This window comes from Methylobacterium sp. Leaf123, assembly GCF_001423405.1.
Classification (GTDB): Bacteria; Pseudomonadota; Alphaproteobacteria; order Rhizobiales; family Beijerinckiaceae; genus Methylobacterium.
The window spans coordinates 51,488-65,460 of sequence record NZ_LMNS01000039.1 but is presented as its reverse complement, the minus strand read 5'-3'; the positions used below and the strand labels follow the sequence as shown (position 1 = coordinate 65,460).

Annotated in this window: 13 protein-coding genes and 1 riboswitch; of the genes, 10 read left to right on the top strand and 3 right to left on the bottom strand. The window is 71.6% G+C overall.

What is annotated here, in order from left to right; all coding sequences use genetic code 11:
* Positions 1-66 precede the first annotated feature (66 nt).
* From fumC to cobU, 3 genes are all read right to left on the bottom strand, one after another.
* Positions 67-1,608, bottom strand: coding sequence for a class II fumarate hydratase (gene fumC, locus ASF53_RS22440; RefSeq protein ID WP_056204142.1), 1,542 nt, complete (start codon positions 1,606-1,608; stop codon positions 67-69).
* 565 nt (positions 1,609-2,173) lie between these two features.
* Positions 2,174-2,776 carry a cob(I)yrinic acid a,c-diamide adenosyltransferase gene (gene cobO / locus ASF53_RS22435; protein WP_056204140.1) on the bottom strand — a complete coding sequence of 201 codons (603 nt, stop codon included), beginning with the start codon at positions 2,774-2,776 and terminating at the stop codon, positions 2,174-2,176.
* Positions 2,776-3,309, bottom strand: coding sequence for a bifunctional adenosylcobinamide kinase/adenosylcobinamide-phosphate guanylyltransferase (gene cobU, locus ASF53_RS22430; RefSeq protein WP_200943314.1), 534 nt, complete (start codon positions 3,307-3,309; stop codon positions 2,776-2,778). Before cobU ends, cobO begins: the two co-directional genes overlap by 1 nt.
* A gap of 66 nt (positions 3,310-3,375) precedes the next feature.
* Positions 3,376-3,576, top strand: a riboswitch (cobalamin riboswitch).
* A 41-nt stretch (positions 3,577-3,617) separates the two neighbouring features.
* On the opposite strand from cobU, the gene ASF53_RS22425 reads away from it, so the two are divergent.
* From ASF53_RS22425 to cobJ, 10 genes are read left to right on the top strand one after another with little or no spacing between them, the layout of a single operon-like run.
* Entirely contained in the window at positions 3,618-3,800 is a 183-nt protein-coding gene (locus ASF53_RS22425; protein ID WP_056204137.1) for a CbtB domain-containing protein, read from the top strand.
* 29 nt (positions 3,801-3,829) lie between these two features.
* The gene (locus tag ASF53_RS22420; protein WP_056204134.1) at positions 3,830-4,594 is read left to right on the top strand and encodes a CbtA family protein; all 765 of its coding nucleotides are present in this window, start codon (positions 3,830-3,832) and stop codon (positions 4,592-4,594) included.
* A complete protein-coding gene (locus ASF53_RS22415; RefSeq protein ID WP_056204131.1) occupies positions 4,587-4,994 on the top strand; it encodes a DUF1636 family protein in 408 nt (135 codons plus the stop codon). The genes ASF53_RS22420 and ASF53_RS22415 overlap by 8 nt, the downstream gene beginning before the upstream one ends.
* Positions 4,991-6,025 carry a cobalamin biosynthesis protein CobW gene (cobW, locus tag ASF53_RS22410; RefSeq protein WP_056204128.1) on the top strand — a complete coding sequence of 345 codons (1,035 nt, stop codon included), beginning with the start codon at positions 4,991-4,993 and terminating at the stop codon, positions 6,023-6,025. Before ASF53_RS22415 ends, cobW begins: the two co-directional genes overlap by 4 nt.
* Positions 6,022-6,918, top strand: a complete 897-nt coding sequence (locus ASF53_RS22405) for a DUF4349 domain-containing protein (protein ID WP_056204124.1) — start codon at positions 6,022-6,024, stop codon at positions 6,916-6,918. The genes cobW and ASF53_RS22405 overlap by 4 nt, the downstream gene beginning before the upstream one ends.
* A gap of 13 nt (positions 6,919-6,931) precedes the next feature.
* Complete coding sequence (cobN, locus tag ASF53_RS22400; RefSeq protein WP_056204121.1) at positions 6,932-10,363, top strand: cobaltochelatase subunit CobN; 3,432 nt, start codon at positions 6,932-6,934, stop codon at positions 10,361-10,363.
* Positions 10,360-11,643, top strand: coding sequence for a precorrin-3B synthase (gene cobG, locus ASF53_RS22395; RefSeq protein WP_056204116.1), 1,284 nt, complete (start codon positions 10,360-10,362; stop codon positions 11,641-11,643). Before cobN ends, cobG begins: the two co-directional genes overlap by 4 nt.
* Positions 11,640-12,272: a precorrin-8X methylmutase gene (locus ASF53_RS22390; protein WP_056204113.1), complete on the top strand. Its 633-nt coding sequence runs from the start codon at positions 11,640-11,642 to the stop codon at positions 12,270-12,272. Before cobG ends, ASF53_RS22390 begins: the two co-directional genes overlap by 4 nt.
* Positions 12,272-13,069 (top strand): precorrin-2 C(20)-methyltransferase, encoded by a 798-nt coding sequence (locus ASF53_RS22385; protein WP_056204110.1) that lies wholly within the window; start codon positions 12,272-12,274, stop codon positions 13,067-13,069. Before ASF53_RS22390 ends, ASF53_RS22385 begins: the two co-directional genes overlap by 1 nt.
* A complete protein-coding gene (cobJ, locus tag ASF53_RS22380; protein WP_056204107.1) occupies positions 13,066-13,827 on the top strand; it encodes a precorrin-3B C(17)-methyltransferase in 762 nt (253 codons plus the stop codon). The genes ASF53_RS22385 and cobJ overlap by 4 nt, the downstream gene beginning before the upstream one ends.
* The last annotated feature ends 146 nt before the right edge of the window (positions 13,828-13,973 follow it).

The window sequence follows — 13,973 nt, the reverse complement described above, 5'->3', positions numbered from 1 at the left end:
GAGAGATCGAAGTCGGTCCGACCATTCCGTAACCTTGGAACGATCGGACCGAATCGCGCGAAAAACCTACTTCTTGGCGACGTAGGGGGCGATCATCTTGCGCGGATCGACGATCCGGTCGTAGTCGGCCTCGGAGACGTAGCCGAGCTTGAGCGCCGCTTCCCGCAGGCTCAGATCCTGCTCGTGCGCGAGGTGAGCGATCTTCGACGCCTTGTCGTAGCCGATCGTCGGGGCCAAAGCCGTCACCAGCATCAGCGAGCGATCGACATACTCCTTGATCCGCTTGAGGTTGGGCTTCGTCCCCTCGATGAGGTGCTTGCGGAAGTTGCGGCTGCCGTCGCTCAGCAGACGGATCGACTGCAGGACGTCGTAGATCATCACCGGCTTGTAGACGTTCATCTCGAGTGCGCCGCTGGCGCCGCCGAACCCGGTGCTGACGTCGTTGCCCATCACCTGAAGGGTGACCATCGTCAGCGCCTCGGCCTGGGTCGGGTTCGTCTTGCCCGGCATGATCGAGGAGCCCGGCTCGTTCTCCGGGATGATCAGCTCGGCCAAGCCCGCCCGCGGACCGCAGGAGAGCAGCCGGATATCGTTGGCGATCTTGTAGAGCGAGCCGGCCAGCGTGCGCAGGGTGCCGGAGAGGTGGACGATGGCGTCGTGCGCGCCTTGGACCACGAACTTGTTGGGCGCCGTGACGAAGGGCAGGCCGGTCAGCCGCGCGATCTCCTTGGCGCTCGCCTCGGCGAAGCCCGGCTGCGCGTTGATGCCGGTGCCGACCGCGGTGCCGCCGAGGGCCAGGCGGTAGACGCCCTTCAGCGCGTCGTCGAAGCGCTCCAGGTTGTCGCTCAGCATGCCCGAATAGCCAGACCATTCCTGGCCGAGCGTGATCGGAACGGCATCCTGCATATGGGTGCGGCCGATCTTGATGATGTCCTTCCACTCCTCCGCCTTCGCGGCGATGCTGTCCCGCAGCTCGGTGATGGAGGGCGTGAGCCGCTGCCGGACCGCGATCGCGGCGGCCATGTACATCGCCGTCGGGAAGGTGTCGTTCGACGACTGCGCCATGTTGACGTGGTCGTTGGGGTGCACGGGATTCTTGCTCCCGAGCGGCTGGCCGGCGATCTGGCTGGACCGGTTCGAGATCACCTCGTTGACGTTCATGTTGAACTGGGTGCCGCTGCCGGTCATCCAGACGTGCAGCGGGAACATGTCCGCGTGCTTCCCGGCCAGGATCTCGTCGCAGACCTGAACGATGAGCTTGTGCTGCGTCTCGCCGAGGCGGCCATCCGCGAAATTGACGTTGGCGGCGGCCTTCTTGAGGATCGCGTAGCTCGTCACGAGTTCACGCGGCATCCGCTCGATGCCGATATCGAAATTCTCGATTGCCCGCTGCGTCTGGGCGCCCCACAGCTTGTCGCAGGCGATCTTCACCTCGCCCAGGCTGTCCTTCTCGACGCGGAAGCACTCGCCGCCGTCCGTCGCAGGAGTCCCGGCGAGCTGCACCCCGGCTTTGCCGGTCTCCGCAGCCGCCACCTTCGGGATGGCCGCACCGGCCGCCAAGCCGATCGACGTGAGCAGTCCGGTCTTGAGGATGTCCCTGCGCTCCATGGAGCCGTGCCCTTTCTTGCTCTTGAGATCGACATGCTGGGGAGGACAGGCGATCACGGCCCCGTCCGGCCGCGGCCCGCACGCGATCCTCCAGCGAGGCGCACGCGATCAAGGATCCATCGCTCACGGCGGGACGAGCCCGGCCGAGCGACGACCGGGGCTCCATGCGCGGCGCAAGTCAGGCGATCAATTGTTATAAGGGGATAGGCCTGACACTTGGCCTGTCTTGTAGGACTCTCGCGCGATGCCTTGGCGGTTCACGGCAGATGAGTGCTGATTTTCCAGGCTTAGGGTCGATCTTGTGCTGATATAATTCAATATCGCCGCGTCTGCATCGATCGTGCCGATGGGCGTGTTTCTCAGGATACGTCCGCTGCACCCTCGAGCCCGGTGCCGAAACGGTCAGGGATCCGGCATTTCGTGACGCGGGCCCATATCGGACTTGGCCATATCGGACTTGGCGGACATCGACGCGCGTCGTGCCCGAACTTCGGACGCCCTCAGTCCGAGGGAGGGCGCCGGCGACCGGAAGCGGCGTCCCGGTCCCTGGCCCTTGGGCAGGGCGTCAGAACTCGATCCCCTCCTGCGCCTTCACCCCCGCGGAAAAATGGTGCTTCACGCTGCCCATCTCGGTGACGAGGTCGGCGGCCTCGATCAGCGCCGGCTTGGCGTTGCGGCCGGTGACGACGACGTGGAGGTCGGGGCGCCGTGCGGCGAGGTCGGCGAGCACGGCCTCAAGGTCGAGGTAGTCGTAGCGCAGGGCGATGTTCAGCTCGTCGAGGACGAGCAGGCGGATGCTGGCATCCGCCATCAGCGTCTTGGCCGTGTCCCAGGCGTTGCCGCAGGCGGCGATGTCGCGGGCCTTGTCCTGCGTCTCCCAGGTGAAGCCCTCGCCGAGCGCCTGCCACACGATCTGGTCGCCGAAGCTTTTGAGCGCGCGGGCCTCGCCGGTGTCCCAGGCGCCCTTGATGAACTGCACCACGCCGACCCGGTGCCCGCGCCCGAGCATCCGCAGCACGAGGCCGAGCGCGGCCGTGGTCTTGCCCTTGCCGGGGCCGGTATGGACGATGAGCAGGCCCTTCTCGATCGTCTTCGAGGCGACCTCGGCGTCCTGCACCGCCTTGCGCTTGGCCATCTTATCGCGGTGGCGCGTATCGTCTTCGGTCATCAAGGATTCTCGCGTGAGGGTTTGACCGTCAGCGGCAGCCCGGCAACGGTGAGCACGACCCGGTCGGCCTCGCGCGCCAGCCGCTGATGCAGGCGTCCGGCCGCATCGCGGAAGCGGCGGGCGAGCGCATTGTCCGGCACGATGCCGAGGCCGACTTCGCTGGCCACCAGCACCAGCGGACCCGGCGCCGCGGCGCAGGCCCGTGCCAGGGCCTCGCTGGCCGCGTCGAGATCGGCCTCGGCCAGCAGCAGGTTGGTGAGCCACAGCGTCAGGCAATCGACCAGCACCGGCCCGGTCGCCGTGGCCACCGCCTCCGGCAGCGCCATCGGCACGTCGAGAGTCTGCCACGAGCCGGAGCGCCGCGCCCGGTGCTCGTGGATGCGGACCCGCATCTCCTCGTCCCAGGCCTGCGCCGTGGCGATGTAGAGCCAAGGCGCGGGACAGGCCTCGATCAGCCGCTCGGCATAGGCGCTCTTGCCCGAGCGCGCGCCGCCGAGCACCAGGGTCATCCGGTCGGGTGCAGCCTCCGTCATGCCGGTTCGTTTGCACCGGGTGCCTCCGTTCACGCAATGGCGCTTTGCAAGGCTCGCCGCTCCGCGTTACAAGCGGCTCGTGACGGTGCCCCGGCAACGGGGTGAAAAGGGAATGCGGTGAGAGGTTTCTCCAAAAACCTCGATTCCGCGGCTGCCCCCGCAACTGTAAGCGGCGAGTTCCTGCCATGAGCCACCGGGTGATCCGGGAAGGCGGCAGGCACGATACCAGCCGCGAGCCAGGAGACCTGCCGTCCGGCGAAGTTTTGTTCTCGAACGCCGCCGGTGGGGCGGCCGGAGCCCGTGACCCGATGACGACTGCGACCCTTCAGACCCAGGCCACCACCACCCGTTCGGCCGAAGGCGCCCGTGCGCTCCTCGTCGCCGCCTTCCTCGGCCTCGGTCTCGTCTTCGTGGCGGGCTTCGCTCCGGCGAGCGTCCTGCACAACGCGGCGCATGATTTCCGCCACGCGCAGAACTTCCCCTGCCACTGATCCGCGTTCCAGCGGCTTCAAACCGTTCCATGATCATCCGGTTGCTGTCGGCGGCGCTTGTCGCCGGCTTCCTCGCGTCCGTCGTCGCGACGGGCCTGCAGCTCGCGCTGACCTCCCCGCTGATCCTTCAGGCGGAGACCTATGAGGGCGAGGGCGCGCATGCCGCCCTCGCGCCTTCCCTCAATGACGCCTCCTTCGCCGCCCTGATCGTCCCGGCCCACGCCCATGCGCATGGCGAGGGCGGACACGATCACGGCAAGGACGAATGGCAGCCCGCGCCGGGCTTGCAGCGCATGGCCTTCACCGGGCTCGCGACGCTGGTCGGCGGCGTCGGCTACGCACTGCTGCTCGCGGCGGTGATGCTGGCGCTGCGCCGCGAGCCGACCCCGCAGGGCGGACTCGTCGTCGGCATCGCCGGCTTCCTCGCGGTGGCGCTCGCCCCCGCCATCGGCCTGCCGCCGGAACTGCCCGGCATGGGCGCCGCGCCGCTCGTGTTGCGCCAGTCGTGGTGGCTGATGACGGTGGTGGCGACCGGGCTCGGCCTCTACCTGATCGCCGTGCGGCGGGTGCCGCTGACGATCCTCGGTGGCCTCGTCCTCATCGTCGCGCCGCATCTCGCGGGCGCGCCGCAATCGATCGACACGGTCTCCTCGCAGGTGCCGCCGGCCACGGCCGCGCAGTTCGCCGCGCGCTCGCTCGCCATCGGCTTCGTGTTCTGGGCGGTGATCGGGCTCGCCTATGGCTGGGCCTGGGGCCTGTTCGGCCGCGAGGCGGGTGCCCGTGCGAATGCCTGATCCCGACACCGCGACCCTGTCGGTCTGCACCACCTGCCGCGCGGCGGGCGATGTCTCCGAGCCGCGCGCCGGGGCCAAGCTCCTGGCCGCGCTGCGGGCGGAAGCCGGGCGCGCGCCCGTGCCGGGCCTGACGATCGAGGGCGCCGAGTGCCTCTCGGTCTGCAAGCGGCCCTGCACCGTCGCGGTCATCTCGCCCGCCCGCTGGACCTACGTCTACGGCGACTTCGACGCGCTCGAAGACCCCGACACCGCCGCCCGCACCATCCTGGCGGGTCTGCGTCGCTACCTCGAAACCCCCGACGGCGTCGTGCCCTGGCGCGAGCGGCCGGAGGCGTTTCGCAAGGGCGTCGTCGCCCGCATCCCGCCGCTCAAGGCGGCCCGAGGGGAGACCTCATCATGAGCCTCGTCGACAAGATTCCCTGCACCATCGTCACCGGCTTCCTCGGAGCCGGCAAGACGACGCTCGTGCGCCACACCGTCGAGAACGCCCGCGGGCGCCGGCTCGCCATCATCGTCAACGAGTTCGGCGATCTCGGCTTCGACGGCTCGTTCCTCGCCGCCTGCGGCATCGAGGGCTGCAACGAGGATTCGGTGGTGGAGCTGCCCAATGGCTGCATCTGCTGCACCGTGGCCGACGACTTCGTGCCGGCGCTGACCAAGCTTCTCGACCGGCCCGAGCCGCCGGAGCACATCCTGATCGAGACCTCCGGCCTCGCCCTGCCCAAGCCCCTGGTCCAGGCCTTCCAGTGGCCGGCGATCCGCTCGCGGGTCACCGTGGACGGCGTGGTCGCGGTGGTGGACGGCCCGGCGGTCGCCGCGGGGATGTTCGCCGAGGACCCCGACGCGCTTGCGAACCAGCGCGCGGCAGACCAATCGGTCGATCACGACAACCCGCTAGAGGAGGTGTTCGAGGACCAGATCCTCTGCGCCGACCTCGTGGTGCTCAACAAGGCCGACCTGCTGGACGAAGCCGGCCGGCAGAAGGTCCGGGCCGAGATCGAGGCGCACCTGCCGCGCGCCGTCGAGATCGTCGAGACCGAGCATGGCCGGCTCGACCCGCGGGTGCTGCTCGGCATCGCGGCCGCCGCCGAGGACGACCTCGATGCCCGCCCCTCGCATCACGGCGAGGGCGAGGATCACGACCACGACGATTTCGAATCGGTCGCGATCCCCGTCGGCATCGCCGGCAGCCCGGAAGACCTGTCCGCCCGCGTCGAGAAGGCCGCCGAGACCGAGGGCGTGCTGCGGATCAAGGGCTTTGCCGAAGTGAAGGGCAAGCCGATGCGCCTCGTGGTGCAGGGCGTCGGCCGGCGCGTCGCCTCCCATTACGACCGCCCGTGGAAGGGGTCGGAGCCCCGCGACGGACGCCTCGTCGTCATCGGCCTCAAAGGCTTCGACCAGGACGCGGTCGCCGCCGCCCTGCGCGGATGAGCCGGGGCGAGGCCGCAGGCCGGCTGCCGCGCGGGCTTTGGGTCGCGGCTCCCCTCCTCGCCCTTCTCGCCGGCTGTGCCGACAGCCGGCGCGAGGCGGATGGGGAGATGCGGATGGCCCAGGCCCCTGCGCCCGCGCCCTTCGTCTCCGCCGCGCGTGAGGGGAGCGCGGCCAAGCTCGCCTATCGCCACGACCTCACCGTCGGCCTCGGGCCGGACCGGGTGGCGCCGCATTTCGCCGCCGCCCGCGACCGCTGCCTCAACGAGGCCGCGACCTGCACGCTGCTGAATTCGTCGGTCCGCGACGGCAACGGCGCGAGCCCGCCGCAGGCGCAGATCGAGGTGCGGCTGCCGCATGCCGCGGTCGCCGCCTACGTCGCCTTCGTCACCGGCCCGCTGCCGGGCGAGGCGGCGGGCGACGTCGTACTGGTCGAGCAGGCGACCCGCGCCGAGGATCTCACCGCCTCCATCGCCGATACCGGCCGGCGCCTCGCCCAGCTCAACGATTACCGCACCCGCCTGACCACGCTTGCCGAGAAGCCGGACAACCGGGCCGAGGATCTCATCAAGATCGCGGGCGAGTTGGCCCAGGTCCAGAGCCAGATCGAGGAATCGGAAGGGACGCGCCGCGGGCTCGATGAGCGCGTGGACACCGAGGTCGTCACGGTGGACTTCCGCACCAGCCGGGCGCGGGCCGGCGCCTTCGCCCCGGTGCAGGAGGTCTGGGCCCGCAGCGGCCCGATCCTCGGCGAGAGCGCGGCCTCCGCCCTCCGCTTCACCGTCGCGAGTCTGCCCTGGCTGCCGATTGCCCTTTTTGCCGCCTTGCTCCTCCGGCTGGTCTGGCGCATCCGGCGCAAGCGGGCCGATCCGGCGCGCGTCCCGTTGGAGCCGTGAGGGCGCCCGCGCCATGCACCTGATCCGCCTCGATACGGTCTCCCTCGACGAGGGCGAGGCGGCGGTCGATCTCGGCCAGAGCCCCGGCGACATCGTGTTCCTGTCGTTCACCGACACGGACCTCGCGGCGGTGGCGCGCGCCCATGCGGACGAGCCCGGCCTGCCCTCGCTGCGGCTGGCCAAGCTGGCGCAACTGCGCCACCCGATGTCGGTCGATCTCTATGTCGATGCGGTGATCGCCCGCGCCAAGGTCTGCGTGATCCGCTGCCTCGGCGGGCTCGATTATTGGCGCTACGGCATCGAGCGCGCCGCGGCGGCGGCACGGGCGCAGGGTGTCAAACTCGCGGTTTTGCCCGGCGACGACCGGCCGGATTCGCGCCTCGACGCCTTCTCGACCCTGCCGCCCGAGACCTGCATCCGCCTCGACGCCTATTTTCGCGCGGGCGGGCCGGAGAACCTGAAGAACCTGCTGCGCAGCCTCGCGGCGGAGGCCGGCGCCGCCTTCGAGGCCGCGCCGCCGAAGGCTTTGCCGCGCGGCTTTGCGTGGTGCCCCGGCTGCGGACCGCTCTCCCTCGAGACCGCGATGCAGGCCGCCGGGCCGGGGCCGCTGGCGCTGCTGCTGGTCTACCGCTCTGCGGTGCTGTCCGGCGAGACGGGGCCGGCCGTGCAGCTCGCAGCCGCGCTGACGGAACGCGGCATCGGCAGCGTCACGCTCGCGGTGTCGAGCCTGAAGGACCCGGAGGCGGTCGCGACCTTACGCGCGGCGCTTGGCCAGCGCCGCCCCGACATCGTGCTCGCGGCCACTGCCTTCTCGGCCCGCGACGATGCCGGTTTCGTGCTCGACGCCGCCGATTGCCCCGTGCTCCAGGCCTACACGATCGGCGCCCCGCACGCGGCCTGGAGCGCGTCGGGCCGCGGCATGAACGCGTCCGACCTCGCGATGCAGGTGGCGCTGCCGGAATTCGACGGCCGGCTCTCGGGCTTCCCGATCTCGTTCAAGGAGGAGGCCGCGGCGGTCGAGGGCTTTTCGGAGCGCCGCGCGGTGCCCGATCCCGCCGGCATCGCCGCACTCGCCGACCGCGCTGCTGCCTGGATCCGCCTTCGTCGCACGCCGCGCGACCAGCGCCGGCTGGCAATGGTGCTCTCCGATTACCCCGCCCGCGGCGGTCGCGCGGGCTACGCGGTCGGTCTCGACACGCCGGAAAGCGCCCGCGCCATCGCCGCCGACCTCGCCGCAGCGGGATTTGCCGCGGGCGACCTGCCGGAGGCAGGCGCGCTGATGGAGGCGCTGACGGAGGGCGAGCCGAGCTTTTCGGTATCGCTGGCCGATTACGCGGCGTGGTTCGAGGAGCTGCCGGAAGAGCGCCGCACAGAGCTGACCGAGCGCTGGGGCGCGCCGAAGGCCGACCCGCTCTGCTGCGACGGGGCATTTCGGTTCCGGATGGTCTGCGCGGCGCAAAATCCTCCCCCCTCTGCGGGGGAGGGTGCCTGCGGAGCAGGCGGGAGAGGGGCCAGCTCAGGTCTTTCTAGAAAAGGCGCTCCCCTCACCCGCCCCCATTCGGGGGCCACCCTCTCCCGCGGAGGGGAGAGGGATGAGAGTCTCACCCTCTTCCTTCAGCCCGACCGCGGCCGCGCCGCCGACCGCAAGGCCGGCTACCACGACCCCGACGAGCCGCCGACCCATGCCTACCTCGCCTTCTACCTGGGCGTTCGGAGCGCCTTCGACGCGCTGATCCATCTCGGCACCCACGGCACCACCGAGTGGCTGCCGGGCAAGGCGGTGGCGCTCTCAGGCAAATGCTGGCCGGCGCTGGCCGTCGGGGCGCTGCCGGTGGTCTATCCCTTCATCGTCGATGACCCCGGCGAGGCCGCGCCGCTGAAACGCCGGCTCGGTGGGATCGCCCTCGGGCACCTCACCCCCACGATCGACGCCGCCGGGCTCACCCCCGAGGCCGCGGCGCTCCGCGAACTGGTGGAAGAGTATTCCGCCGCGAGCGTGCTCGATCCGCGCCGGGCCGGGCTGATCGCCACGGCGATCCTCGACGAGGCGGCCTCTGCCGGCCTGCTCGAAGGCGCGGGCGTCGATGGCGACACGCCGATGGCGGACGCGCTGACAGCGCTCGACGCGCATCTGTGCGACCTCGGCGAGACCCCGTTCCGCGATGGCCTGCACGTGTTCGGCCGCGCCCCCGCCGACGCCTCCGAGGCGGTGCGGGCGAGCGCGGAGGCCGAGCGCGCCGCTTTGGTCACGGCGCTGGACGGCCGCTTCGTCGCGCCGGGCCCCGCCGGCTCGCCCTCGCGCGGGCGCCAGGATGTGATGCCGACCGGCCGCAACCTGACGACGCTCGACCCCCGCGCCCTGCCGACCCGCGCCGCGACCATGCTCGGCGCCAAGGCGGCGGACGCGGTGGTGTTGCGCTACCTTCAGGACGAGGGTGAGTACCCGGCCCGCATCGTCATGGATCTGTGGGCCTCGCCGACACTCCGCACGGGCGGTGAGGACGTGGCGCATGCCCTGGCCCTGATGGGCGTGCGCCCGGTCTGGGACCACGCCTCGACCCGCGTCACCGGCTTCGAGGTGCTGCCGTTGGCGCTTCTCGACCGGCCGCGCATCGACGTGACCTGCCGCGTCTCCGGTGCGTTCCGCGACACCTTTCCCGAGACCCTGGCGCTGCTCGACCGCGCGGCCCGCGCCGTCGCCGCCCGCGAGGAGGAGGACGAGGAGAACCCGCTCGCCGCCGCCCGGCGCCGGGGCGAATCCGCTGCCCGCATCTACGGCGCGGCCCCCGGCCGCTACGGTGCGGGCGCAGCCGAAACCGCCCTCGACGGCGCGTGGGAGGGCCGGACCGACCTCGGCACCGCCTATCTCGCGGCCACCACCCATGCCTACGGCGACACGGAAGGCGCGGACGCGAATTTCGCCGCCCGCGTCACGGCGGCGGATGCTTATGTCCACGCCTTCGATGTCGCCGAGCGCGACCTGATGGACGGCGATGCCGCCGCCGACGCCATGGGTGGGTTCTTCGCCGCGGCCTCGTCCGAGGGGAGGGCACCCGCGCTCTACAGCCTCGACGTCTCGAACCCGGAGGCACCGCGCACCCGCACCGCCCGCGAGGATGTCGCCCGGCTGATCCGCGGCCGGCTCGGCCATCCGCGCTGGATCGCGGCGCAGCTCCGCCACGGCTACCGCGGCGCGCAGGAGTTCGCGCAGGGCATCGACGCGGTGTTCGTGCTCGCCGCCGCGACCGATGCCGTGTCGAGCGCCGATCTCGACCGGCTCTACGGCGCCTGGATCGCCGACCCGGAGACCTTCGACGCCTTGAAGGCGGCCAACCCGGAGGCGACCCGCGCCATCCTCGAGCGCTTCGACGAATTGCGCGCCCGCGGCCTATGGCAGAGCCGGCGCAACGCCGCCCCGGCCGACGCTCTGCTGGCCGCCGAATGAGCGCCCGCCGCACCCTGCCCGAGGGCGCCCGCCGCGGCTGGTGCCCCTCGCTCGCCCGGCCGATGCCGACCGGCGACGGGCTGCTCGCCCGCATCCACCCCCCACTCGGGCGCCTGACGTCGGCGCAGTTGCGTGCGGTGGCGGATGGGGCGCGGACCCACGGCAACGGCCATATCGACGTGACCGCCCGCGGCAACCTCCAGATCCGCGGTGTCAGCGAGGCGAGCGCCGCGCCGCTCGCCTGCGCCCTGGCCGAAGCCGGCCTCGGCGACACCCGCGACGATGGCGGCCCGCAGCGCCTGACGCTGACGGCGCCGCTCGCCGGACTCGATCCCACGGAACGGATCGATGTGCCGGCGCTCGCCCGCGCGGTGGAGGCAGCGGGGCTCGCGGTGCCGGGCCTGCCGGCCAAGACGCTAGTGGCGATCGATGGCGGCGGCGCCCACGGCCTCGGCGCGGTCGAGGCCGACTTTTTTCTGTTCGCCGAAGGGCCGGAGCAGGTGGCCTTCGGCCTCGCGTCTGACGGCGGCCCCCTGCGCTGCGGCGTGCTGCCCGAGCGGCAAGCAGCGAGCGCCATCGGCCTTGCGCTCGTCGCTTTCGCCGAGATCGGCGGACGGCGGGTGCGCGATCTCGATGCCCACGGACGGGCCGTGATCGCGGCGGTGGCCGGTTTCTTCCCGTTCGTGCCGACGCCGCTCGCAGCCGCGCCGGCGCCCGCCGCGCCGGGGCTCGCCGCCCTGACCGCGGACAGGGGGGCGCTCCTCGTCCAGGCGCCGTTCGGCCGCTGCACCGCCGACCGGCTGGAGCGGGTCGCGGCGCTCGCGGGTGCCGCGGACGTGCGGTTGAGCGCGGAGCGCGGCCTCGCTCTCCTCGTTCCCGCGAGCCGCGCCGCCACCCTTCAAGCCGAGTTGGCGCAGGCCGGCTTCATCGTGACGCCGGACGATCCGCGCCGCAGGGTCGCCGCCTGCCCCGGCGCGCCGGCCTGCCGCTCCGGCACGACGCCGGTGCCCGACCACGCCGCGCGGCTGGCGCAGGCGCTGGCCCCGCTGGCCGGGCTCACCGCTCATGTCTCGGGTTGCGCCAAGGGCTGCGCCCATCCGGGCCCCGCCGATCTCACCTTGGTGGGCCGCGACGGCGCCTACGACGTGGTGCTCGCCGGGCCCCCCTCTGCCAAGCCGGCAACGCGTCTCGCTTTCGAGGCGGCGCTGGACCGGATAAGGAAGGCCGCAGCCGCCGGACTTCCGGCGCTGGACCCCGTGTTTCAGGACGACGTGAGATGAGTGCCCGCCACGACTACATCCGCGACGGCGGCGCGATCTACGCGCGTTCCTTCGCGATGATCCGCGCCGAATCCGACCTCGCCCGCTGGTCCGGTGCGGCCGAGCGCGTGGTGGTGCGGATGATCCATGCCTGCGGCATGACCGACCTGCCGCGCGACGTGGAGATGTCCGACGATTTCGCCGCGGCCGGCGAGGCGGCGTTGAAGGCCGGCGCGCCGATCCTGTGCGATGTGCGCATGGTCGCCGACGGCGTGACCCGGACCCGGCTGCCGGTGAAGAACGACGTGATCTGCACGCTCGGCGATCCGCGCGTGCCGGGGCTGGCGGCGGAACTGGGCACCACCCGCTCGGCGGCCGCGATGGAGCTGTGGCGCGAAAAGCTGCCCGGCAGCATCGTCGCCGTCGGCAATGCGCCGACCGCCCTGTTCCGCCTGCTCGAATTGCTGGATGAGGGTGTGGCGCCCCCGGCGGCGGTGATCGGCATCCCCGTCGGCTTCGTCGGCGCGGCGGAATCCAAAGAGGCACTGGCGCGGGACGGGCGCGTGCCCTTCGTCGTGGTCCATGGCCGCCGCGGCGGCAGCGCGATGACGGCCGCTGCCGTCAACGCACTCGCGAACGAGATCGAGTGATGGAGGGGAGCGTGCGCATCGACGCGCCGGCCGAGACCACGGACGGCGCGGGCGAGACCCCCGCCACGGCCAAAACCGGGACGCTCTACGGCGTCGGCATGGGGCCGGGCGATCCGGATTTCCTCACCGTGAAGGCGATGCGGGTGCTGGAGCACGCCCCCGTGCTCGTCCACTTCTGCAAGCGGGGCAAGCGCGGCAACGCCCGCACCATCGCCGATGCGGTGATGTGCGACCCGACCCGCGAGTTTCCGCTGGCCTATCCCTACACCACCGAGCTTCACCCCGATCACCCGGAATACGTCGCGGCCTTGGCCGGCTTCTACGACGAGGCGGCGGGACGACTGGCCGACCATCTCGGCGCCGGACGCGATGTGGCGATCCTGTCGGAGGGCGATCCCTTCTTCTACGGCTCGTTCATGCATCTGTGGCGGCGTCTGAAGGACCGCTTCCCCGTCGAGGTGATCCCCGGCGTCACCGGCATGTCCGGCTGCTGGACGCGGGCCGGCACGCCGATCACCTGGGGCGACGACGTGCTCACCATCCTACCCGCGACGCTGCCGCGCGAGGCGCTGGTGGAGCGGCTGAAGGGCACGGATGCCGCCGTGATCATGAAGCTCGGGCGCCACCTGCCGAAGGTGCGCGGCGTGCTGGCCGAGACCGGCTTTCTCGCCCGCGCGGTCTATGTCGAGCGCGGCACCATGGCTGGCGAGCGGGTGGTGCCGCTGGCCGAGAAGGAGGACGACGTCGCGCCCTACTTCTCCATGGTGCTGGTGCCCGGCGAGGGCCGGCGCCCGTGAGCGCCTCCGGGAGCGTGACGATCATCGGCCTCGGGCCGGGTGATCCGCGCCTGCTCACCGAATCCGCCCGCGCCGCCCTCGACCGGGCGCAGGACCTGATCGGTTACATCCCCTATGTCGCCCGCGTGCCCGAGCGTGAGGGCCTGACCCGTCACGCCAGCGACAACCGGGTCGAGGTGGACCGCGCCCGCCACGCCCTGGAACTCGCCGTGGCCGGCCGGCATGTCGCGGTGGTCTCAGGCGGCGATCCCGGCGTGTTCGCCATGGCGGCCGCCGTGTTCGAGGCGGTCGAGCACGGCCCGGCGCCTTGGCGCGATCTCGATATTGGGGTCGAGCCCGGCATCACCGCGATGCTCGCCGCCGCCGCTCGTCTCGGCGCACCGCTCGGCGGCGATTTCTGCGCGATTTCGCTCTCCGACAACCTCAAGCCCTGGGACGTCGTGACCGCCCGGTTGGAGGCGGTGCTGCGGGCGGGGCTCTGCGTTGCCCTCTACAATCCGATTTCGTCGGCGCGGCCATGGCAACTCGGCCGGGCGCTGGCGCTCGCCGCCGAGATTCTTCCGCTCTCGACGCCGGTCATCTTCGCCCGCGCCGTGACCCGGCTGGACGAAACGTTGCGGGTGCTGACCCTCGATGACGCCCGCACCGCGCCGGCCGACATGGCGACCATGGTCATCATCGGCGCGGCCACGACACGGCTGATCGAGCGGGAAGGGCGCCTGCCTTTCGTCTACACGCCGCGGAGCGTCACGCTCTGACGCGGATACTTCCGCTGCGTGCTCCTTCAATCGAGGGATGTGCCGCTCCGAGGTTTAAGCCCCCGAAGCCGGCGCGTCCCAAGCTTTAGAACACGTTGAAGAACCACAGCAGAAGAATGATCGGCAGCGGAATGCCGATCAACCAG